Source organism: Nonomuraea thailandensis (genome assembly GCF_024172165.1).
Lineage (GTDB): Bacteria > Actinomycetota > Actinomycetes > Streptosporangiales > Streptosporangiaceae > Nonomuraea > Nonomuraea thailandensis.
This window is the reverse complement of sequence record NZ_JAMZEB010000001.1, coordinates 362,909-381,420: the sequence shown is the minus strand read 5'-3', so window position 1 is coordinate 381,420 and position 18,512 is coordinate 362,909. Positions and strand designations below refer to the sequence as shown.

The following is an 18,512-nucleotide window of genomic DNA, read 5'->3' as shown; positions in this document are numbered from 1 at the left end:
AACGGGACCGGCAGGGGATCGGGAAGGAACGAGGGCGGGGATGCCATGGCCGATCACGAAGTCTGCATTCCCGGTCGTAGGTCTCCCGTGTCCGGGAATCAACAGGAGACGCCTTGGTGATCTTGTCGAGAACGAACGATTCTCGACAAGATCACGATAGGTCAGAGCGCGTAAGCGTCATGATCGAGAATTTCAACCGCCGACGGGCAGCCGGCCGAGTGTGTGCATGATTGCGGCGTGGCCGGTACGCAGGGCAGCGGCCGGGTCGGTTCCTGCTGGTCCCTGCCAGCGGAGGTACACCATGGTGGTGCCATGGCGCACGCCCACGGCGACGTGAGCAACCGACTGGCGTTCGGTGCCCTTGTGCCGGCGCGACGGGTTGGGGTGCTGCACGGCGAAGGTCCTGATCTCGCCCGTCCAGGGGCCACTGGTAAAGCGTTCGAGTCGGGGATCGATGCTGTAGGACTGTTGGTCCTCGTCGAAGGGGCATGAGCCATCCCAGCCGAGCGGCCCGGTGCGTGCCCGTTCGGCGCTCTGCTCATCGGGCAGGAACAGCACATCCTCGCGGACTGATACTTCACCGATCAGGCGACGGGTAACGGCGGGCGCCCCGTCGTAGGCGTTCTGCTCATGAAGGGAGTCCTCGCAGATCAGCTTATGCGAGCCTGGCGCGCTCCCTGAAACCGGCCACGACACCATGTCCTTCCCGTATACAGAGGCAGGGGGCAGGGCCGCGGCCATCGTGGCCGCGGCCGACCGCGTGGCGGCGGCGGGTGCGACCTGGCAGGGTCGCCGCCAACGGCTGCCAGCACGGACGTGGCCGATGCAGTGCCTTGGAGAAGTACATGCGGGTCAGGTTCGCCGTCCATCTCGAACGGCCAGGCCCATGTCACCTCCGCCAACAGCCTGCCCCGAGCGGCCACGATGGTCGCCCCGGCACCCGGGTCGCCGTACTCCGTCCAGGCGTCCGCGGTGACCAGGGCTTGCATGCCACGCCACCCCCGCTGGTTGAAGCCGGTCACGTCCTTGAGCACGTCATTGCCGGAGCGGCCGCACTCGGCGGTGCCACGGCGGGCGTCGCGACCGCACGAATCGCCGTCTCGGGGGAGGTGATCCAGAACCGCACCTCCAGCGGCTCGTCCAGTTCCGGGAGTAGCAGCGTGCCGCTGTAGGCGGGCACGCCCTCGGGCGGCATCCGAGTCTCAATGCTCTGCGGCCAGCAGAAGGGGGGTGCCCGGGAGGGTGACGTAGGGAGCGTAGGTGACGTCGTCGTTAAGGTAATGGTGCAGCCGGTCGGCGATCTCCTCGACCGAGGCGGCAGCTTGTGCCGGCATCGGCAGGGCGGGTGTCTTCAATTGGTCGAAGACGCCGAGGGTGAACAACAGGGTGATGGCCGCGGCCGCGATACGCAACCTCCGGAGCCTGGCAAGATCCACAACAGATACGACGCAGGGAGTCCGGACGAAGTTGACCAGGCGAATGTCTTCTTATGGACGCCATGTAGCAGCGAAGATGCCCCGCCATCTACCGGGGTCTGGTGCATTTGCTGGGGAGAGGTCACGGAGTGCGACTTCCAGGCGCGAGTCAGGCCGGGGCTGCACGGAGGGTGGTAGCGATCGCGTAACGCGTTGCGCGCGAGAACGGCCGTTCTGTCACTATTTGGATCGCCAAGATCTGATCATGAAGAACGGCCGTAGGGGTGCCATTGTGCTGCACGAGCTCATCGGCAGGGAAGTCGGTCTGCTGTACATACTGTTCCCGCGCTTGAGGGGCCTGGTTCTTGACCAGGTGGAGGATCTGGGTGGTCGCCTGAGGATCGCGGCCCGTACGGCCGCGGAGTTGGTGGCCTGCCGCGGCTGTGGGACACCGTCGGCTCGGGTGCATGACCGGTGTTGGCGTCGTCTGCAGGACTTGGCCTGCGGGGGGAGACCGGTTCAGGTCGAGTTGGAGGTTCGCCGGTTCATCTGCGGCAACCCGGCGTGCTTGGTGGCGACGTTCGCCGAGTAGGTCCCCGGGCTGACCGCCGCACAGCAGCGCCGCACGGCAGGGCTTCGGGGTCTGCTGGAGCGGGTCGCACTGGCTCTGACCGGCCGTGCAGGGTCCCGGCCGCGCAGGCTCCCGGCTGGCCGGTGCGCTGGGCGCGATCGTCTCCCGGTTCACGCTGATCCGACTGGTCAGGGCGTTGCCCGATCCCGAGATCGGGCGGGTCGCCCTGCTCGGAGTCGATGATTGGGCCAAACGGCGCGGGCATTCGTATGCGAGTGGCTCATCTTCAGGAGGGCTCACCGTGTCCGGGCCCGCCGTCCGTGCCCGCCGGCCTAGGCTTGCACAAGGTCCTTGGCAGGAGGAGAGCCGACGAGAGGCAACCTGTCCTCGCGCAGATCAACCGGGGGATCGGGGCATGGCTGCGACCGGCGCCAGCATCCCTTCTGGGCAGCGAATCGAAGCCTGGGCCGTCGCTGGCCGGAGGCTGAGAAAAGGGGCAAAGCGCGTACATGACGGTCGGCCGGTGCACGCACCATCTCGAATTCCACGACGACGTCGTGGTCAAGCGGTATGCCTCCTGGGGGAGAGGCGAGCCGCACCGGGAATGGGCGGCGCTCACCCTGCTCGCCGAACACGCTCCCGGTCTCGCGCCCGCACCGGTAGACGCCGCCCTCCAGGCGCGCCCGCCGATGATCGTGATGAGCCGGCTGCCCGGCCACGTCCTGCGCGGGCAGCACGTCACCGGCGAACAGATCGAGGCCCTGGCCGCCGCCCTGGACCGGCTGCACCGTATCCCGGCCCGCACGGTGCAAGCGATGGAGGCCGCCCCCTGGGGACCGGCCGCAGCCGTGCACAAGACCCGCGCCTGGGCCGGCAAAAGGCCCGACCTCGGCACCGACCCGCTCGTGCGGGAGGCCTTGCACGCAGGAGCCGCATGGCTGGGCTCCACCGCCCCCGATCGGCTGCTCGCCAACCCGCTGCCGCCTGTGCTCGGCCTGGCCGACGGCAACCACGCCAATCTGCTGTGGGACGACCGTGAGCGCCGCGTGCGGTTGATCGACTGGGAGGACTCCGGCCGCAGCGACCGCGCGTTCGAGCTGGGCGAGGTGTGCGAGCACATATCTCGCGTCGACGGCAGTCTGGACGCCGAGCAGTTGCTGGCCCGCCTCGACCTGACTCCCGCAGAAGTCCAGCGGGTGCGCGACTTCCGCCGCCTGATCGCGCTGGGGTGGTTTCTGCAGCTTGGCCCGGATGGCCCGGCCACACCGCACAACCCCGCCGACACTCTGCAGCGCCAGGCCGGCCGGGTCCTTCGACTGCTCGGCTGACACCGCCGGCTCAGCAGGACCACAGATACGTCATCGGCCATGCCCGGCCCCACGCCGCGGAGGCTCCGGGATGCCGTCTCCAGACAGGTGGCCTGACCACGGCGACGAGCGCAGCGGATGTGGCCGGCCAACGCCCGCCGGTGCTGTGTGTCAGCCCTGATCCGCCAGCCGCTGAACGAGGGTTCGGGCCCGGGCGACCTCTGCTTGCAGGGTCTCGAGAGCACGTAGCGTATCGTCCGCGGTGGGCGTGGCCGCCGGGTCGTGGGCGATCCGCATGTGATCGCTGACCACGTCGGCCGCCTGGCGGACGGGGTGCAGCACGGCAGCCAGCGCGACACGATGCTCGTCATTCATGAGTGTGCACGCTATCAGCTATCGAACGTAAGTTCGCATGAGGCGCTGGCTTGGATGCCCGGAGAGTGGAAGACGTGTTCGGGCGGCGGCCCAGGGGTGATCAGCATGCAGGCTCCGGCCGCTCGGGCGCTGGAGCCGCGTTATGCCTCGGCCGCTGGAGCCGCTGAAGGCACGCCCACCTTCAGGTGGCGCACACGTCGCGGACGCAGAACGCGGCGGCCGCGCCTGCCGCGACGAGCGCCGCGCAGCCGGCCAGGACCGTCCGGACGCCGACCGCGTCGGCCAGCGGGCCGGCCACCGCGGAGAACACCGGTACCAGCACGCTGCCCGCGACGGCCGACGTGGCGATCACGCGGCCGAGGTGCTCGTCCGGGAGCTCGCGCTGCTGGGCGCTGGAGAAGCAGACGAGCTGCAGGGTTCCGGCAGCTCCGGTCAGGACACCGGCGGCCGCGATCCACCAGATGGGCACGGCGGCGGCCATGGCCGCGAACGCCAGCGCCTCAGGCAACGCCGTCGCACAAGAGCAGCCCGACCCGGGTGGGTGCCAGAATCAGCGCGGCCGTGGAACCGATGACCAGGCCGATGCCGAGCGCGGAGCCGATGATGCCGAAGCTGATCGCCCCGCCCTCCAGATGGCGCACCGCCACGATCGGCCCCAGCACCGTGAAACCGGCACCCCAGCATGCCGACGTCAGCGCCTGCAGGCCGGTGAGCAGCCAGAGCCAGCGTCGGCTGGCGAACGCGGGCAGTCCCTCGATGAGCTCTTTGGCGAATCCGTGACGCTCGGAGCGGTTGGTTGCGGCCGGGATGCGCACCATGAGGAAACCCGCGCCGGACAGCAGGTAGGTGACTCCGTCCCAGCCGAGTACCCAGCCTGGCGAGACGAAGGCGATCACCAACCCGGCGATCGTGGGCCCGATGATGGCGACGAGGTTCCCGGCGATCTGCAGGAGGGCGTTGGCCGGGATGAGGGCCTCGGGTTTGACGATGCCGGCGATCAAGCTTTCGCCGCGGGGGCGAAGAACGCGGCGGCCGCGGTGGTCAGCACCGCCAGGCCGCCCAGGGACCAGATGGTGGCCGAGCCGTGCAGGAGCAGCGCTGCGGAGAGGCACTGGCTGAGGCCGCAGACGAGTTTGACACGTCACGATGATCCACAGCCGGGGCAGCCGGTCGGCCAGTACGCCGGCGCCGGGAGTGACGGCCAGGAAGACGATCATGCTGATGGTCGCCACCACGCCGATGGCGGTACCTCCGCCGTCTTGTTCGATGAGTGCGAAGGCCAGCCCGGCCGGGGCCGTGGTGGTGCCGAGGACGGAAGCGGTGCGCGCCACGGCGTAGCGGCGGAAGTTCCGACTCTGGCGCAGTAGGTTCGCGGCGGCGCCGAGTCGTTCCCGCATCACTGTTCCGTGGCCGGTTCAGGCGGTACGTCCCGCTGGAGGGCACCGGTGGTGCCCGAGACGTAGAGCTGCCGCGGCGGTGCCTGGGCCGAGGCGATCAGCGTGACCGGCTGGCGGGGGACCCGCCCGGTGACGCGGGTGGATACCGTCCAAGACGGCCCGGCGGCCTGCCAGGGCGCGCTATGACGCATGCCATGTTCCCTGCCAAGGCTTGATCGATGCGGTGCCGTGGAACAGAACAAGGAGCCTGGGCTCCTGCCATATCTGCTCGGCGTGGCAGGCGCGCGCTGACCGGTCACACCTGTAAGGTGCGAACCTCCTTCCTCGTAGGTCACACGCGTCATAGGAGCGGACCGTGTCAGTGCTCATCGCTCACCTCATCCGAGCAGTCGGTCACGGAGAGCTCTGCTCTCCGGCAGGTGCGGGGGTGACCTATGGCGATCAGTGACGCCGACATCTCAAGCGCCGTCTCCGCCTACCTCGGGCGCTTCCCGGACGAGGCCGGCCTGCTGTCTGAACCGGTGCGGCTTCTGTCCGAGGGCCGGGATTTTGCGTCGCGGCGGAATTTCCGGATGCACGTGACCGCTGGCGCGCTCCTGGTCCGCGGTGGCGCCGAGGTCCTGCTTGTCGAGCACCGCGCGTATGGGATCCCGTTGCAGCCCGGAGGCCACCTCGAACCGGACGACACCTCACTGCTCGACGCAGCGGTGCGCGAGCTGGCGGAGGAGACCGGGATCGACCCCGCCCAGGTCATCCCTGCGTCGCAGACCCCCGTCTACATCGAGTACGGCAGGGTTCCGGCACGGCCGCAGAAGGGCGAGCCGGAGCACCACCACCTCGATATCGGATATGCGTTCGTGACGGAGGCGGACATGGGGCTGATCCAGGAGTCCGAGGTGACAGGTGCCGCCTGGTATCCACTCGGCGAGGCCGAGCGCCTCGTCGGGCAACGCATCGCGCGAACTGTACCGGCCCAGATCGGCTAAGGCGTCGGCCGAGCTGTGGTGTCCACTCAGTCGAAGCATGGCTTGACGCTCCGGTCCCGGCTCCGCTTGAGCTCGAAGAAGCCCTCCGTTCTGGCGACCAGGAGCAGGCCGTCCCACAGTCGGCCGGCTGCTTCACCACGGGGAGCCTGCCTGATCACGGGGCCGAACAGGGCCGTGCCGCCGATGCGGAGAACGGGCGTCCCGACATCGAGTCCGACCTCGTTGAACGCCTCGTCGTGGGAGTCCCTGATGAGCTGATCGAACTCCTCGCTGCTGGCGGCTGCCACCAGGGCATCGGGCAGGCCCACCTCTGCGAGGGCTTCGGTGATGACCGTGGGGTCGTCGCGACGTCGTTGATTGTGGCATCGGGTGCCGATGGCGGTGTACAGCGGCCCGAGGACGCTGCGGCTGGCGTGCTCGGCGGCGGCCGCGCAGACCCGCACCGGCCCCCATGCCTTCTCCATCAGGTCCCGGTACTCCTCGCTGAGCCCCGCGCCGCTGCGCTGGACGAGGTTCAGGTGCGCCAGCGACATCAGCCGCCAGTCAGCGTGCACCGGCCGGACCTGTTCGACCTCCAGGAGCCAGCGTGAGGTCACCCACGCCCAGGGGCACAGCGGATCGAACCAGAACGGGACCTGCTCGCGGTCCGGCTGTTGTTTGCTCATGATGGGTTCCCGTCCTGTCTCATACCGGTTAGCCATGTCCCCGCTCGCTGGTGGGGTGGACATCGAACAGCTCGCCCTGGGCAGGCATGTTGCACTTGGCGGTGCGTCCCGCGATCTTCACCAGAGCCGCGAGATCGCTGAGCTCAGCGTTCTCGTCCGCGGCGCCGACCAGCCGCATGAACACTTCGGCGGTGACCTCGACGTCGGCGTAGGCCCGGTGGCGATCGGCTGGATGTTTGATGGAGAAGTGCGCCAGCAGTGTGTCGAGCCGGTAGTTGGGCAGACCAGGGAAGAGGTATCGGGCCAGCGGAATCGTGTCCAGGAGGTCAATACGGGCCAGCGCCGGGCAGTGCTCACGCTGGTTGTGAATGAGGTTCGCCTCCGTGGCGGCGTGTTGAGCGACCAGCAGGTACGGCTTGCCTGCGGCGAACCGCCGATCGAGTGCCCCCAGCGCCTCGGCCGGACTGGGGGCCTGCCCCACCTGCTCGGCGGTCAATCCCGTTTGGGCCGTGTCGGCCGGTGTGACGGGGGCGAACGCGGGCGGCCTGATGAGCGAGGAGAACGGCCTGCCGGCCGTCGTCCAGGTGCCGGTCTCGTAGCGGAGTGCGAGAGCGGCGACCTCGATCGGCTGGGCCGGAAAGCCCGTGGGGGTCGTGGCCTCGAAGTCGATGACCACGAACGTCGTCGCCGCGAAGGCGGGGTCGCCGGTCAAACCGCCCATGTGTCCACCGTTCTCCCAGGGGGCGTGGCGGTGTCGGCCCGCGCCCGCCATATCGAGGAGCATGCCTGAATGCTGGTCGTCGTGTGCCGTCATTGACCAATGAGGTCGCTGACCGCCTGTGTGGCGGCGTGCAGGTCCGGCGCGTTCCAGCGGCACTCGCCGGTCCAGGTCTCGCTCAGAGATCGGTAGAGGTCCGACATCGCCGGCAGAAACTCGGGCGGGAGGGGCGCCGGCTGGGGCCACTGGCTCCGGGGCACTCCGTCGGCGATCAGCTGGCGGGTTGGCATGTCGAGCCCGTTGGCCACGTACCAGTTCCGCAGGACCTGCTTGCCGCAGTGCACGCCGTTGTACATCAGGCGGCTTTCGTCGGGTGTGCCCGGGCTGTCGGCCAGTACAAGGCGCGCATCGCTCGACAGCAGGAACTCGGCCTTGCCGTCGCAGTGGCTCAGCCCGACCTTGGCGGCGTGCCCGGTCAGTACCTCGTTGACCTTGATGGCGGTGTCGTGCATCGCCTGGAAGTGCTCGCTGTTCAGCCCGGCCAGGCGCTGGGCCTCGCCCCGGCTGATGAACCGGTTGACGTCGTCGAGCATCGTGGCGTACTCGATGAACGGGCGTTCCAGCTTCGCGCCGGCCGCGGGAATGGTGCGGAGCCCGATCACGGCCGGTGTGAGCTCGCCGTCGGCGAGCCGACGGTGCACGGAGCTTCCTTGCGGGAGTTCGTTGCGGAACAGGACCTGCACGGGAACGAGGTAGTTGCGCTCGCCCGGCGCGGGCGGCCCCGCAGCCGGATCCGGGACGCGGGCGAGGTCGAACTCGATCGTGGCCGGAGGGATGAACCGGCGGAAATGGGTGGGCACGCCCGCCTCCTCCAGCATGCGGAAGTTGAAGACGGCCATGCGGCAGATCGCCTCCCCCTTGCCGGGGATCAGGTCCGGCATCCGGCCGTAGTGGAACACCGTGTAGGTGTCGGTGCACTCGAAGCGGCCGATCCCCTCCCGGGTTGTCGTGGGAGGTTCGACGATCTGGAGGTTCTTGGTCGAGTGGAGGACGGGCATCATGCTCCCCTGGTGCGACGGACTTGTGCCGTCATCGGGCGGAATCTGTGCATCGTGGCGGCGTGCTGCCGGGCCCGGTGCCCGGCCCCGTGTCGTGCGGTGCGGTGGCCACCTCGCCGGCGGCTGAAGCGAACCGGCGTGCGCGCGCTGTCGTGCCGTCGCCGGTGGGAGCCAGGTGACCGTCGGCCACCGTGATCACGTGCCGGATGCCGGCGGCGCGGGCGGAGGCGACGCCGTCGGGAGCGTCATCGACGGCCAGGCAGAGGTTCGGCGGGACGTCGAGGCGTTGGGCGGCCGCGAGGTACAGGTCGGGAGCCGGCTTGCCGTGCGTGACGTCTTCGCGCGCGACGACGGTGGCGAATGCGTGCCTCAGTCCCAGAGCCTCCAGCCCGGAATGGACGAGGACCCGGCTGGCCGCTGAGGCGACGGCGCAGTGCAGCCCGGCCCGGCGCGCGGCGTGCAGGAGCTCCGCGACGCACGCGATGGCGGTGATGTGGTGCACAGTGGCCAGCAGGTGGGCGCGGCTGGCGCGGATGATCTCGTCGTGGGGCAACTGCTGGCCGCCCGGCAGCGCGGCCAGCAGGTCGTGGATGGGCAGGCCGACGTGCCGGCGATACCAGTCGTGGTCGAGGTCGTGGCCGTGCGGCTGCAGCGCCGCTCGTAGCGCCTGCTCGTGGCCGGGTGTCGTGTCGGCGAGGGTCCCGTCGAAGTCGAGGATCAGGGCCTCGATGCCGTCGGGGATCGCCGACACGCAGCACCTCGCGCAGGGCCGGCCCAGGCAGCGTGAGGGACGGGCTGCCTCGGTCATGCCGGCGCCAGATCCGCGCGGCGGCCGCAGCACATGCACCGCGCCTCTGGGCCCTGCCACGGCTCCCGCACGCAGTCCAGGCCGGTCCTGGCGTTGTGGATCCAGGCCCGGACGAGCTCGGCCGCCTGGCGCTCGTCAACGGTGCGCCGGTCGACGACCCGGTAGCGGGCCGGGTCGGTGGTGGCGAGGCGCTCGTACAGCGCGCACGCCTCTTCCATCAACCTGGCCTGCTCAGAGGTGAGGACGCGCTGGTCACGCTGTTGGGTGCGGGCGATGGCTGCGTGGGCGTCGTCGGTGATGAGGATCGTGAGATCGGGCAGGGGCCGGTAGGCGGATGCGAAGTCCAGCAGTGCCCTTGCCGTCTCCAGGGCCGAGCCGGGAGTGTCGGGGTGCAGCAGCAGAGCCTGGCACACCGCCGTGGTGTCCACGCTTCGGCCCTCGACGACAGCGCGCCCGCGCGCCAGCTCAGCGACAACGGTGTCCAGATCGTAGCGCTTGATGGCCAGCAGGAGCCAGGTCTCGGCCAACGGTGTGCCGCCGCGCAGGAACGGGTCCCCCGCGCTGGCCTCCCGCAGGGCGCCGAGCAGGGCTTCGCCGAAGCCGGGCCGTCCGTCGGCCCGCTGGGAGAACCCGTCGAGCAGCAGCGGCCTGGCACCGGGCACAGTCTCGTCGAGCGCCTGGCCGTCGAGCACATCGAGCGCCTCGAGGGCGCGGTGGGTGAGATACGTCTTGCCGACTCCGGTGATGCCCTCGATCGCGATCAGCGGGCCGCGGGTGCAGGAGTGGCGTACCGGTGTGATCGTCATGTGGCAGGGTCCGTTCAGGAGGTGAGGCGGGCGGCGCCGGCAGGGGCGTTCCAGGCGTGTTGGCCGGGGACGTGCGCGGGGTGCGGCAGCGTGCCGTCCATGCGGTGGCCTCGCGGGCGATGACGGCGGCGTAGCGGTCGAGGGTGGCCTCGGTGTCGCGTTCGGTGAGGATGACGGCGAGCGTGCGATCGAGGATCTCCGCGGCGCCGCGGCACGGCCGGTCGCTGAGGGTGAACATGGGCCGCCTGTCGCACGGTACGAGCCGGAAGCTGCCGGTGGAGTTCGGCACTCCCTGTTGGGCGAGGCGTTCGGCGAATCCCCGGGGGCTGGGCAGGTCGAGGTGCAGCAGCGCCGCGAAGCCGTTCCACTCCTCGCCCATCGCGGGGGCGACGGCGGCCAGGCCGGGCACCTGCTCCAGGGCGTGCAGCAGGCGCCCGGCCTGGGCCCGGCGCAGGTTCACCAGGTCGGGGAGGCGGCGGAGGTTGGCCAGGGCGATCACGGCGAGGGGAGCGGCGAGGCGGGCGTTGGTGGCCAGGCGGCTATGCGCGGCCTGGCCAGGAGGTGCCGGCTGCCAGTGGCTGCGGAACGCGGCCGCGTGCTCGGCCACGTCGCGGCGGGCAGTGAGCAGGAAGCCGCCCTCGCCGCTCCACAGGATCTTGCCGTCCTTCATGCTGAAGCAGCCGGCGGTGCCGACCGTGCCGGCACGCTGCCCGTGGCGCGCCGTGCCGGACGCCTGCGCGGCGTCCTCGACGACGGCGAGCCCATGCTCAGAGGCGAACGCCGCCAGGGCCGCCGGATCGCCCATCCGGCCCCACAGGTGCACCGGAATGATCGCCCGGGTCCGCGCGGTGAGCTTGCGTGCCGCGTCGTCGTAGTCCAGGTCCAGGGTGGCAGGGTCGCTATCGACGAACACCGGCGTTGCTCCGAGCGCGGCCAGGGGCGCCACGGTCATGATGACGGTCAGCGCCGGCACGAGCACGTCGTCGCCGGGGCCGATGCCGCAGGCCGACAGGGCGGCGTGCAGAGTCGCGGTGCCGGAGGACAGCGCGACCGCGTGCGGAACGCCGAACGCCTCGGCCAGTTCACGTTCGAGCTGCCCGGCGGCCGGGCCGCCGCTCGGGTCGGGCATCTGGCTGAGTACGGCGGCGAGTTGCTCGGCGAGCAGCTGTGCGCCGCCGGCGACCTGGGGGAGCGTCATCGGACGGCCCTCGCGTTCAGCAGCCGCGGCATGTCCAGCACGAGCGGCCACATGTTCACGCAGTCCCGGCTGAACAGTGTGCAGTTCGTGCACGCGGGCCGGTCGGCAAACAGCAGGCGCGCGTCGGCGCCTGCGATGGTGCGCCGACGCGCGGCCGGGGTGGCGGCGATCCGGCGGTCGGACGGGCAGTCCCAGACCGAGCCGTCTGGCTGGATGAAGAACAGGCGGGCGCCGCCGAAGCAGTCGGGCACGTGCCCGCTGTCCTGGGTGGAGATCGCGTCGATGAAGCGCTGGACGTAGGAGGGGTCCGGCAGCGCCAATCCTCCCGGCTGGTCGTAGAGGCGGCTGAGTTGCCCGGCCACGGCCGGGACGTCATCGGGCCGGTGGGTCAGGACGGAAAAGAGCTGGTGATCGGGCGCCAGGGAGATCGGCTGGGGGACGTAGTAGTCCACGCCGAGTCCGTCGGCCAGTCGGGCCATGTCAGTGATCTCCTGCGGGCGTTCCCGCATCACCACGGTGTAGATCCCCACCCGGGGCGCGTGCCGCTCGCCCCGGGCATCCAGCAGGGCACCGATACCGGCCACGACGTCGTGGTAGCCGAAGCGGCCCGACCGTGAGGGGCGCAGCCGGTCGTTGACAGCCGCGTCCGCGCTGTCCAGGGAGACCGAAACGCCGTCGACGCCGAGATCGAGCAGCCGCTGGACCACCGGCGGGCGCGTGAGCGGGATCCCGTTGGTGGCGATCACGACCTGACAGCCGGCCTGTTTGATGAGGTCGATCACGTCCAGCGTGGCCGGCCAGTCCAGCGGTTCGCCGCCGGCGATGACCACCCGGCCGACTGGTGAACCGGCCAGGGTCCGCGCGAACGCCTTGAGTGTCTGGGGCGGCAGGTCGGTGCGCGACAGGTGCGACAGGACGCCGGCCTCGGTGGGCAAGCCCTGCTGTTTGTGCTCCTCGATCGTGCCGAAGTAGCAGTGGGGGCAGGTGAACGCGCACGGCGAGCGCAGCCCCCACAACAGGGTCGCATCCGGCGTCCGGCGCGCGTCAGGCGGCGGGAACTCATCAGGCGGCACGGTAGGCCTCCCTCTGCTTGGCGAGGTCCTGCACGACCGCGGTGATCGCGCCGGCGACGGCCTCGGCCGTCCGTCCGGCGGTGTCGATCACGGTGTAGCGGCCGGGCTCGGCGGCGGCCAGCCCGGCATACAGGGCGTCGGCCTGCTCGATCACGCGCACGTCCGGTGGGGCCAGCGTCCGTGCGATCCGGTCGGCGAAGCGGCGGATGCACACCTGGCGGTCGCCGGTCAGCAGCACGGTGGCGTCCGGCCGGGGCAGCCATGCCGCCATCGTGGCGAGGATGTGCCGGGCGACGTGAGCGGGGTCGGCGTCGCCGGTCTGCTCGCAGAGGATCGCGGCCTGGTAGACGGCGACGGTGTCGACGCCACGGTCCTCGATGACCACCTCAGGGGTGATCGGCAGGGCGGCGAGGAGTTCGGCCTCGCGGATCTTCAGCGCGAGCAGCGCCAGGGTTTCGGCGACCGGGTGGCCGGCGCGCAGACACACGGGGTCCCGCGCGGCCAGGGCGGCGATCACCCGTCCGGTCAGCGTGTTGCCGGCCTGGTCGGTGATCTCGTCCAGCAGCAGGCATCGCTCACCGAGGCGGGCGGCGACCGCGCGGGCCGCGGTGGTCTTGCCGACGCCGTTGATGCCTTCGATGGTTACCCACAGCGGCCGGGCGATGTCGCGGCGCGGTGCGGGCCGGGCGGCGGTGTTCATGCGGGCCTCCGGCACACGTACAGCAGCTCGGTCGCCGTCTTCGGCGCCGACACCGCCGAGATCGTGTCCAGCAGCGCCGCGGGGACGCGCTGGGAGAGGTCGCGGTACCAGCCGGCAACCCCGGGCCCGTACCGGTCGGCGAGCTCGCCGGCCACCGTGTCCGGTTCGGGCGGCAGCAGGCCCATCACGTCCTCGATGAGCAGCCCGGCCTCGCCGACGACCTGCTCCACCTCCTCCCGTGACCACTCGCAGACATGGACGCGGTACTGCAGCGGCCGCGGGCGCGGGCCGAAGCCCCGCGGCGTGGACAGATACAGCACCCCGCCGGGGGCGAGCGCCTGCGCTGTGCTGGCCAAGCTGCGCGCGCCGAGGTCGAAAGGCAGGTGCTCCAGCGCGGAAGTGTACAGCGCCACGTCGAAGGCGGGCAGGGGCGGCCAGGGCTCGGCCACATCGCACTCGACCAGGTCGATCGGGAACAGGTCCCCGTACGTCTCGCGTACGGACGCGATCCGCTCCCGGGCCTCGTTCAGGTTGTCGGGGCTGATGTCCAGCCCGACGTAGCGTCCGATCTGCGGCGCGTCCCGGTGCAGCAGGGGCAGCGCCAGCCCGCGACCGCAGCACACGTCCAGCACCGTCGCGCCCGGCTCGCACCGCTCGGCGACGATGAGGTGCTGCATCAGGTTCATCAGCCCCGACGGCTTGGCCTCCCCGCGGTGCAGCGCCGCGTAGAAGTCGTCCATCTGGTTGACGCTGTACGGGCCGATCATGGGGGTCCCGGGCCGGGTGCGGAACTGCTCGGGAAGCTGATCAGTGCTGGTGTTCACGGGTGCCCCTCCCAGGGGAAGACCGTCCAGGCGCGGGTGGTCGTGCCGATGTAGGTGATGGTCGCCTCAGCTGGAAGGCGGCCGGTCCAGTTGTCCTCGTTAACCACGCACACCGCGGTCCGCACCCGTCCGGCTCCGGCGTCGCCGGCCAGTCGCGCTGCGGCGGCGAGGGTGTCGCCGGTGCCGGCGACGTCGTCCACGATGAGGACGTCCCGGCCGGTGAGGTCGCCCAGCGAGGCCGGGTTGACGACCAGGGGCCGCGGTGTCTTCGCGGCGTTGGTGCTGTCGTCGGCGGTGTGGGTGATCTCGACCATCCGGGCGTCCCGCAGCGCGAGCCGGTGGGAGAGGCAGACGGCCGGGATGGCCCCACCGCGCAGGATGGCGACCAGGGTCTGGGGGGCGCCGTCGTTCCTGATCGCCTCGGCGATCTGGCCGATGAGCTCCTCCACTCCGGGCCACGTCAGGTGGGTGAGCGCAGGTCCGTCGTTCCCTGCCGCCGTCGGCAGGATCGCGGCAGCGAACCGCCGAGGAGTGATCGGCATCACACCGCCCCTCCGCCGCCGGCGGTGGTGGTCAGGGTGAGGAACTGCTGGGAGAGCAGCGGATCGGTCCTGAACCGGCCGGCGGCGTGGACGGTGGAGGTACGGGCGCCTTCCATCCGCACGCCACGCATGCTCATGCACAGGTGCACGCCGTGCACCGTGACGGCCACATCCGGGCCGGCGATGGCGGTGGCCACCTCCTCGGCGAGCTGGCGGGTGAAGCGCTCCTGCACCTGGAGCCGCCCGGCGTAACGCTGCGCGATCCGGCCGAACTTCGACAGGCCCAGGACGGTGCCGTTGGCGAGGTAGCCGACGTGCGCGTCCAGTTGCATCGGCAGCAGGTGGTGCTCACACAGGGACCACACCTTCAGTCCGCCGACCACGACGAGCTGGTCGCTAGCATGGGTCTCGGTGAAGCGGGTCGCCATCGCCGAAGGGTCCGGTGACAGGAAGGTGCGCCACCAGGACGCGACGCGAGTCGGAGTGTCGAGCAGCCCCTCGCGCTGGGGGTCCTCTCCGACGGCGATGAGTAGTTCGCGGACGAGCTCGGCCACGCGCGGCGTGTTCACCGTCGAGACCGGCATCTCCTCGCCCGGCTGCGACACGGCACGGCCGAGGTGCGCCGTCTCAGGGCGCCGCACGGCGTTGGTGGTCATGGTCCTTCCTCGCTTCCAGGGGTGGAGTAGGCGGGCGCGGGGCGATGGCTGTCAGCGGCCACGTTCGTCACCCCACAGCAGGACGTGCAGACGCAGGGACAGCGACCAGCCGCGGGCGATGACCGCCTCGGCGAGCAGGTGGGCGCGGCCCAGTACGTGGTCGGTGGTGACGCCTTCCGGCATCACCCACACCTGCTTCATCGCGAAGCGCTCGGCGAGTTCGGCGATCTCATCCAGGTCGGCCAGGTCACGAGCGACGAACTTGAACACCGCCTGCCCGCTGGCCGACAGCGCTTCCAGGGCGGCGGGCTTGATGCGCCGCTCGCGTGGAACGTGCGCGTTGGCCAGTTTCGGGGAGACGTTGAAGCACAGCCCATCCACCAACAGCGCCGGATCGGGCGTGACGGTGCCGTTGGTTTCGATCTCCAGGCGGCGGCCGGCCTTCAGCAGCGGCTCGGCCAACGCGGGCAGGTGGCGCTGCTGCAGCAGAGGCTCTCCGCCCGTGACGACGATCAGCTGCACAGGGTGGTCCAGCGCCCACGCGGCCAGGTCGGCGACCGGGACGCGCTGGCGTTGCTCCCGCAGGTTGAACCGGCTGACGTCCCACGTGTACGGGGTGTCGCACCAGCTGCAGGACAGATTGCAGCCTGACAGCCGGATGAACAGCGCGGGCTGCCCGGCGCTGGGCCCCTCCCCTTGCGGAGTCGGGCCGAAGCGCTCGGCGATCCGGAGCGTCGCGTCGCGAGAGGGGACGGATACCGCGGTGCGGGTCATGTGGCGTTTCCCACCGTGCAGCGCGCCCACGTTTTCGAGGTCTCGCTGACGGTGACGGCGACCAACCGCCCGGGAATGCCCGGCTGCACGTTGTCGAGGAACCATCGGGCCAGATGGAGCGCCAGGTGTTCGGAGGTCGGCTCGACCGTGAGCACCTCGTTCAGGTCGCGATGGTCGAAGTGCTCGGAGAGGTAGGCGGCGAACGGCGCCAGGTCCCCGAAGTCGGTGACGAATCCTGGGCCGTCGAGCTCGTCGGAGGTGAGCTCGACGGTCACCTGGTAGCTGTGGCCGTGCCGACGGCCGCACTTGTGCCCGTCGGGCAGCCCGTTCAGGCGGTGAGCCGCCTCGAAGGTAAAGGTCTTGCCGATGGTGATTCCGACGCCGCCCAGGTCGCGCAGTTCAGGATGCGTTCCGACAAGAGCTGCAGAGAGGCGGGGCGATGTCATCGTGGTCTCCGTTCTGCTGCCGGCCGGATCACGACGATGACGACGTGAGGCGGCTCATGCTGCGACACGGCTTGTGGCCGTGGGGTGAGGGTCTGATGAAAACCGCTGCGTTCGTTGACCTCCAGGCTTACGCTCCGATCAACGCCCTGTAACGCATTGTCATGGAGTTGAAAGCGGTCGCCTAGGCCGTGTTTCAGAAGTGGTGCGCTCATAGCCAGGTGTCGATCACGGCGATATGAACAGTCGCTTCGTAGCGCACGGCCAGCTTGTCGAAGCGGGTAGCCACCGCCCGGTAGCCCTTGAGCCGGTTGATGCCGCATTCCACGGCGTGACGCAGCTTGTAGGACTCGGGGTCGAAGGCCGGTGGCCGGCCGCCCTTCGTCCCCTTCCTGCGCCGGGCGGCGGCTTGGTCCAGCTTGATCGGGATGGTGGCCTTGATGCCGCGCCTGCGCAGGTAACGGCGGTTACCGCGCGAGCTGTAGGCCTTATCGGCCAGCACCCGGTCCGGCCGGGTACGGGGCCGGCCCCCGCCCAGGCGCGGCACCCGGATGCCCTCCAAGACCGCCGTGAACTGCGGGCTGTCACCACGCTGCCCGGCCGTCAGCACGATCGACAGTGCTCTGCGGCCCTGCTCGGTGGCCAGGTGCAGTTTGGTGCTCAAGCCACCCCGGGAACGCCCCAGCCCGTGATCGGCCGGCTCTTCCTGCACCCCGCCCGGCGACTCGACCTGCAGATCCCCCTCTTCCGCGCCCCGGCGGCGTGCTGATGAGCCCGGCAGACGGTGGAGTCGACACTCACATCCCACGTGATCAGCCCAGCCGCGTCCGCCTGAGCCTGCAAGACGGTCAGGATCTGCTGTGGCCTTCCCCTCGTAGCGTGGAGACCGAACCGGGAGAGGTTTGGTCGTGGCAGCAGTCACGCGGCGGCGCTTTGATCCGGAGTTCCGGGCGGGCGCGGTGCGTATCGTGAAGGAGACCGGCAAACCCATCGCGCAGGTGGCGCGGGATCTGGGAATCAGCCCGTACACGCTGCACAACTGGGTGCAGATGGACCGGCTGGACGAGCAGTACAACGGCAACGGGAGCGGAACGCTGGAGGAGTCGGAGCAGGAGGAGCTGGCCCGGCTGCGGCGGGAGAAGGCCGCGCTGGTCAAGCAGCACGCCCAGGAGAAGGCGGCCTGGGAGAAAGAACGCGCCGAACTGGAAGACGAGCGTGACGTGCTCAAGCGTTCCGTGGTCTTGTGGGTCAAAGAGGCGATGGGCCGATAAGCGTGGCGGCCTTCATCAGCTCCCAGAAGACCGAGCACGACATCGACCACACCGTCTCCTGCCGGGCGCTGGGCGTCTCGCAGTCCTGGTACTACAAGTGGAAGAACCGCATCGGCGACGATGCGCCGACCGCCCGGCAGCGCCGGCGGGCCGACCTGGATGCGGAGATCACCCGCGCGTTCGAGGCCTCCGGCGGCACCTACGGCTCGCCGCGCATCACCCGTGATCTGCATGCGGCGGGCTGGCGGATCTCGGAGAACACGGTCGCCGCCAGAATGGCCGAGCTCGGCCTGGTCGCCCGCAAGCGGCGCAAACCGCGCTCGCTGACCCGCCAAGGCAAGCGGCCGGCCGCCCCGGACCTGGTCCGCCGCACGTTCAACTCAGTCGCACCGGACGTGCTGTGGTGCGGCGATGTGACGCAGATCGACACCGGCGAGGGCAAGCTGTATCTGGCCACGGTCGAGGACCTGTTCTCCCGCCGACTGCTCGGCTACGCCATGTCCGGGCACCACGACGCCGCGCTGACCTGCGCCTCACTACAGATGGCGGTGGCCACCCGCGGCGGCGACGTAGACGGAGTGATCTTTCATTCGGATCGCGGGTCGGAATACACGGCTGCTCGCTACCAGGAGCTGTGCCGGCGCCTGGGCGTGGTCCAGTCCATGGGGCGGGTGGGCTGCGCGCTCGACAACGCCGCGGCCGAGGCGTTCAACAGCACCCTCAAGGTCGAGTACGTGCACCGCCACCGGTTCCGCACTCGGGCCGAGGCCCGCCTGAAGATCGCCACCTGGATCGCCGACTTCTACAACACCACCCGGCGGCACAGCGCCAACGACGGCCTGCCGCCCATCACATTCGAACGTCTGATGATCGAGAAGAGACACGCCTCATCGGCCCTGCTGGGGACCGCTGTGGCATAGAACCG

General features: G+C 70.2%; 25 protein-coding genes. 5 read left to right on the top strand and 20 right to left on the bottom strand.

Annotation, left to right across the window (positions count from 1 at the left end; genetic code table 11):
- Positions 1-192: 192 nt before the first annotated feature.
- Positions 193-699 (bottom strand): hypothetical protein, encoded by a 507-nt coding sequence (locus tag HD597_RS01805; protein WP_253739859.1) that lies wholly within the window; start codon positions 697-699, stop codon positions 193-195.
- A gap of 503 nt (positions 700-1,202) precedes the next feature.
- Entirely contained in the window at positions 1,203-1,412 is a 210-nt protein-coding gene (locus HD597_RS01800) for a hypothetical protein (RefSeq protein WP_253739857.1), read from the bottom strand.
- On the opposite strand from HD597_RS01800, the gene HD597_RS66540 reads away from it, so the two are divergent.
- Together HD597_RS66540 and HD597_RS01795 are read left to right on the top strand one after the other, a co-directional pair.
- Complete coding sequence (locus HD597_RS66540) at positions 1,390-2,007, top strand: transposase family protein (protein ID WP_372513350.1); 618 nt, start codon at positions 1,390-1,392, stop codon at positions 2,005-2,007. The two genes, HD597_RS01800 and HD597_RS66540, sit on opposite strands and share 23 nt — an antisense overlap.
- 488 nt (positions 2,008-2,495) lie before the next feature.
- Complete coding sequence (locus HD597_RS01795) at positions 2,496-3,314, top strand: aminoglycoside phosphotransferase family protein (RefSeq protein ID WP_253739855.1); 819 nt, start codon at positions 2,496-2,498, stop codon at positions 3,312-3,314.
- Positions 3,315-3,464: 150 nt separating this feature from the next.
- Here HD597_RS01795 and HD597_RS01790 read toward each other — a convergent pair whose 3' ends face one another.
- The 4 genes from HD597_RS01790 to HD597_RS01775 all read right to left on the bottom strand — a co-directional run bounded on the left by HD597_RS01790 (position 3,465) and on the right by HD597_RS01775 (position 5,256).
- Positions 3,465-3,668, bottom strand: coding sequence for a hypothetical protein (locus HD597_RS01790; RefSeq protein WP_253739853.1), 204 nt, complete (start codon positions 3,666-3,668; stop codon positions 3,465-3,467).
- A 181-nt stretch (positions 3,669-3,849) separates the two neighbouring features.
- Positions 3,850-4,176: a hypothetical protein gene (locus HD597_RS01785; protein ID WP_253739851.1), complete on the bottom strand. Its 327-nt coding sequence runs from the start codon at positions 4,174-4,176 to the stop codon at positions 3,850-3,852.
- Positions 4,169-5,065, bottom strand: a complete 897-nt coding sequence (locus HD597_RS01780) for an MFS transporter (RefSeq protein WP_253739849.1) — start codon at positions 5,063-5,065, stop codon at positions 4,169-4,171. The genes HD597_RS01785 and HD597_RS01780 overlap by 8 nt, the downstream gene beginning before the upstream one ends.
- Positions 5,065-5,256, bottom strand: coding sequence for a hypothetical protein (locus HD597_RS01775; protein ID WP_253739847.1), 192 nt, complete (start codon positions 5,254-5,256; stop codon positions 5,065-5,067). Before HD597_RS01775 ends, HD597_RS01780 begins: the two co-directional genes overlap by 1 nt.
- A 243-nt stretch (positions 5,257-5,499) precedes the next feature.
- Between HD597_RS01775 and HD597_RS01770 the strand changes: the two genes are divergently transcribed.
- A complete protein-coding gene (locus HD597_RS01770; RefSeq protein ID WP_253739846.1) occupies positions 5,500-6,051 on the top strand; it encodes an NUDIX hydrolase in 552 nt (183 codons plus the stop codon).
- 26 nt (positions 6,052-6,077) lie between these two features.
- On the opposite strand, the gene HD597_RS01765 is transcribed toward HD597_RS01770, so the two are convergent.
- The 14 genes from HD597_RS01765 to HD597_RS01700 all read right to left on the bottom strand — a co-directional run bounded on the left by HD597_RS01765 (position 6,078) and on the right by HD597_RS01700 (position 17,307).
- The gene (locus HD597_RS01765) at positions 6,078-6,716 is read right to left on the bottom strand and encodes a mycothiol-dependent nitroreductase Rv2466c family protein (protein ID WP_253739844.1); all 639 of its coding nucleotides are present in this window, start codon (positions 6,714-6,716) and stop codon (positions 6,078-6,080) included.
- A 28-nt stretch (positions 6,717-6,744) separates the two neighbouring features.
- Positions 6,745-7,437: a 3'-5' exonuclease gene (locus HD597_RS01760; RefSeq protein WP_253739842.1), complete on the bottom strand. Its 693-nt coding sequence runs from the start codon at positions 7,435-7,437 to the stop codon at positions 6,745-6,747.
- 89 nt (positions 7,438-7,526) lie between these two features.
- Complete coding sequence (locus HD597_RS01755; RefSeq protein ID WP_253739840.1) at positions 7,527-8,495, bottom strand: phosphoribosylaminoimidazolesuccinocarboxamide synthase; 969 nt, start codon at positions 8,493-8,495, stop codon at positions 7,527-7,529.
- 28 nt (positions 8,496-8,523) lie between these two features.
- A complete protein-coding gene (locus HD597_RS01750) occupies positions 8,524-9,243 on the bottom strand; it encodes an HAD family hydrolase (RefSeq protein ID WP_253739838.1) in 720 nt (239 codons plus the stop codon).
- A 53-nt stretch (positions 9,244-9,296) separates the two neighbouring features.
- Complete coding sequence (locus tag HD597_RS01745; RefSeq protein ID WP_253739836.1) at positions 9,297-9,728, bottom strand: nucleoside/nucleotide kinase family protein; 432 nt, start codon at positions 9,726-9,728, stop codon at positions 9,297-9,299.
- 37 nt (positions 9,729-9,765) lie between these two features.
- Positions 9,766-11,304 carry a DegT/DnrJ/EryC1/StrS family aminotransferase gene (locus HD597_RS01740; RefSeq protein ID WP_253739835.1) on the bottom strand — a complete coding sequence of 513 codons (1,539 nt, stop codon included), beginning with the start codon at positions 11,302-11,304 and terminating at the stop codon, positions 9,766-9,768.
- Positions 11,301-12,377, bottom strand: a complete 1,077-nt coding sequence (locus HD597_RS01735) for a radical SAM protein (RefSeq protein WP_253739833.1) — start codon at positions 12,375-12,377, stop codon at positions 11,301-11,303. Before HD597_RS01735 ends, HD597_RS01740 begins: the two co-directional genes overlap by 4 nt.
- The gene (locus HD597_RS01730; RefSeq protein ID WP_253739831.1) at positions 12,367-13,077 is read right to left on the bottom strand and encodes a thymidylate kinase; all 711 of its coding nucleotides are present in this window, start codon (positions 13,075-13,077) and stop codon (positions 12,367-12,369) included. The genes HD597_RS01735 and HD597_RS01730 overlap by 11 nt, the downstream gene beginning before the upstream one ends.
- The gene (locus HD597_RS01725; RefSeq protein WP_253739830.1) at positions 13,074-13,901 is read right to left on the bottom strand and encodes a class I SAM-dependent methyltransferase; all 828 of its coding nucleotides are present in this window, start codon (positions 13,899-13,901) and stop codon (positions 13,074-13,076) included. The genes HD597_RS01730 and HD597_RS01725 overlap by 4 nt, the downstream gene beginning before the upstream one ends.
- Entirely contained in the window at positions 13,898-14,443 is a 546-nt protein-coding gene (locus HD597_RS01720; RefSeq protein WP_253739828.1) for a phosphoribosyltransferase, read from the bottom strand. The genes HD597_RS01725 and HD597_RS01720 overlap by 4 nt, the downstream gene beginning before the upstream one ends.
- A complete protein-coding gene (gene folE / locus HD597_RS01715; protein WP_253739826.1) occupies positions 14,443-15,099 on the bottom strand; it encodes a GTP cyclohydrolase I in 657 nt (218 codons plus the stop codon). The genes HD597_RS01720 and folE overlap by 1 nt, the downstream gene beginning before the upstream one ends.
- Before the next feature lie 51 nt (positions 15,100-15,150).
- Complete coding sequence (locus tag HD597_RS01710) at positions 15,151-15,873, bottom strand: 7-carboxy-7-deazaguanine synthase QueE (protein ID WP_253739824.1); 723 nt, start codon at positions 15,871-15,873, stop codon at positions 15,151-15,153.
- Positions 15,870-16,319, bottom strand: coding sequence for a 6-pyruvoyl trahydropterin synthase family protein (locus HD597_RS01705; RefSeq protein ID WP_253739822.1), 450 nt, complete (start codon positions 16,317-16,319; stop codon positions 15,870-15,872). Before HD597_RS01705 ends, HD597_RS01710 begins: the two co-directional genes overlap by 4 nt.
- 208 nt (positions 16,320-16,527) lie before the next feature.
- Entirely contained in the window at positions 16,528-17,307 is a 780-nt protein-coding gene (locus tag HD597_RS01700) for an IS5 family transposase (protein WP_372513325.1), read from the bottom strand.
- Here HD597_RS01700 and HD597_RS01695 point away from each other — a divergent pair.
- Together HD597_RS01695 and HD597_RS01690 are read left to right on the top strand one after the other, a co-directional pair.
- Complete coding sequence (locus HD597_RS01695; protein ID WP_253739365.1) at positions 17,225-17,587, top strand: transposase; 363 nt, start codon at positions 17,225-17,227, stop codon at positions 17,585-17,587. The genes HD597_RS01700 and HD597_RS01695 overlap by 83 nt on opposite strands.
- 2 nt (positions 17,588-17,589) lie before the next feature.
- Positions 17,590-18,507 (top strand): IS3 family transposase, encoded by a 918-nt coding sequence (locus HD597_RS01690; protein WP_253739367.1) that lies wholly within the window; start codon positions 17,590-17,592, stop codon positions 18,505-18,507.
- The last annotated feature ends 5 nt before the right edge of the window (positions 18,508-18,512 follow it).

What these genes read in the sequence shown, in the direction of transcription:
- HD597_RS01805 (WP_253739859.1), bottom strand. Translation starts at nt 699, where the DNA reads ATGGTGTCGTGGCCGGTTTCAGGGAGCGCGCCAGGCTCGCATAAGCTG.
- HD597_RS66540 (WP_372513350.1), top strand. Translation starts at nt 1,390, where the DNA reads ATGGCCGCGGCCGCGATACGCAACCTCCGGAGCCTGGCAAGATCCACA.
- HD597_RS01795 (WP_253739855.1), top strand. Translation starts at nt 2,496, where the DNA reads ATGACGGTCGGCCGGTGCACGCACCATCTCGAATTCCACGACGACGTC.
- HD597_RS01790 (WP_253739853.1), bottom strand. Translation starts at nt 3,668, where the DNA reads ATGAATGACGAGCATCGTGTCGCGCTGGCTGCCGTGCTGCACCCCGTC.
- HD597_RS01780 (WP_253739849.1), bottom strand. Translation starts at nt 5,065, where the DNA reads ATGCGGGAACGACTCGGCGCCGCCGCGAACCTACTGCGCCAGAGTCGG.
- HD597_RS01775 (WP_253739847.1), bottom strand. Translation starts at nt 5,256, where the DNA reads ATGCGTCATAGCGCGCCCTGGCAGGCCGCCGGGCCGTCTTGGACGGTA.
- HD597_RS01770 (WP_253739846.1), top strand. Translation starts at nt 5,500, where the DNA reads ATGGCGATCAGTGACGCCGACATCTCAAGCGCCGTCTCCGCCTACCTC.
- HD597_RS01765 (WP_253739844.1), bottom strand. Translation starts at nt 6,716, where the DNA reads ATGAGCAAACAACAGCCGGACCGCGAGCAGGTCCCGTTCTGGTTCGAT.
- HD597_RS01760 (WP_253739842.1), bottom strand. Translation starts at nt 7,437, where the DNA reads ATGGGCGGTTTGACCGGCGACCCCGCCTTCGCGGCGACGACGTTCGTG.
- HD597_RS01755 (WP_253739840.1), bottom strand. Translation starts at nt 8,495, where the DNA reads ATGATGCCCGTCCTCCACTCGACCAAGAACCTCCAGATCGTCGAACCT.
- HD597_RS01740 (WP_253739835.1), bottom strand. Translation starts at nt 11,304, where the DNA reads ATGACGCTCCCCCAGGTCGCCGGCGGCGCACAGCTGCTCGCCGAGCAA.
- HD597_RS01730 (WP_253739831.1), bottom strand. Translation starts at nt 13,077, where the DNA reads ATGAACACCGCCGCCCGGCCCGCACCGCGCCGCGACATCGCCCGGCCG.
- HD597_RS01720 (WP_253739828.1), bottom strand. Translation starts at nt 14,443, where the DNA reads ATGCCGATCACTCCTCGGCGGTTCGCTGCCGCGATCCTGCCGACGGCG.
- folE (WP_253739826.1), bottom strand. Translation starts at nt 15,099, where the DNA reads ATGACCACCAACGCCGTGCGGCGCCCTGAGACGGCGCACCTCGGCCGT.
- HD597_RS01710 (WP_253739824.1), bottom strand. Translation starts at nt 15,873, where the DNA reads ATGACCCGCACCGCGGTATCCGTCCCCTCTCGCGACGCGACGCTCCGG.
- HD597_RS01705 (WP_253739822.1), bottom strand. Translation starts at nt 16,319, where the DNA reads ATGACATCGCCCCGCCTCTCTGCAGCTCTTGTCGGAACGCATCCTGAA.
- HD597_RS01700 (WP_372513325.1), bottom strand. Translation starts at nt 17,307, where the DNA reads ATGGGTTTGCCGGTCTCCTTCACGATACGCACCGCGCCCGCCCGGAAC.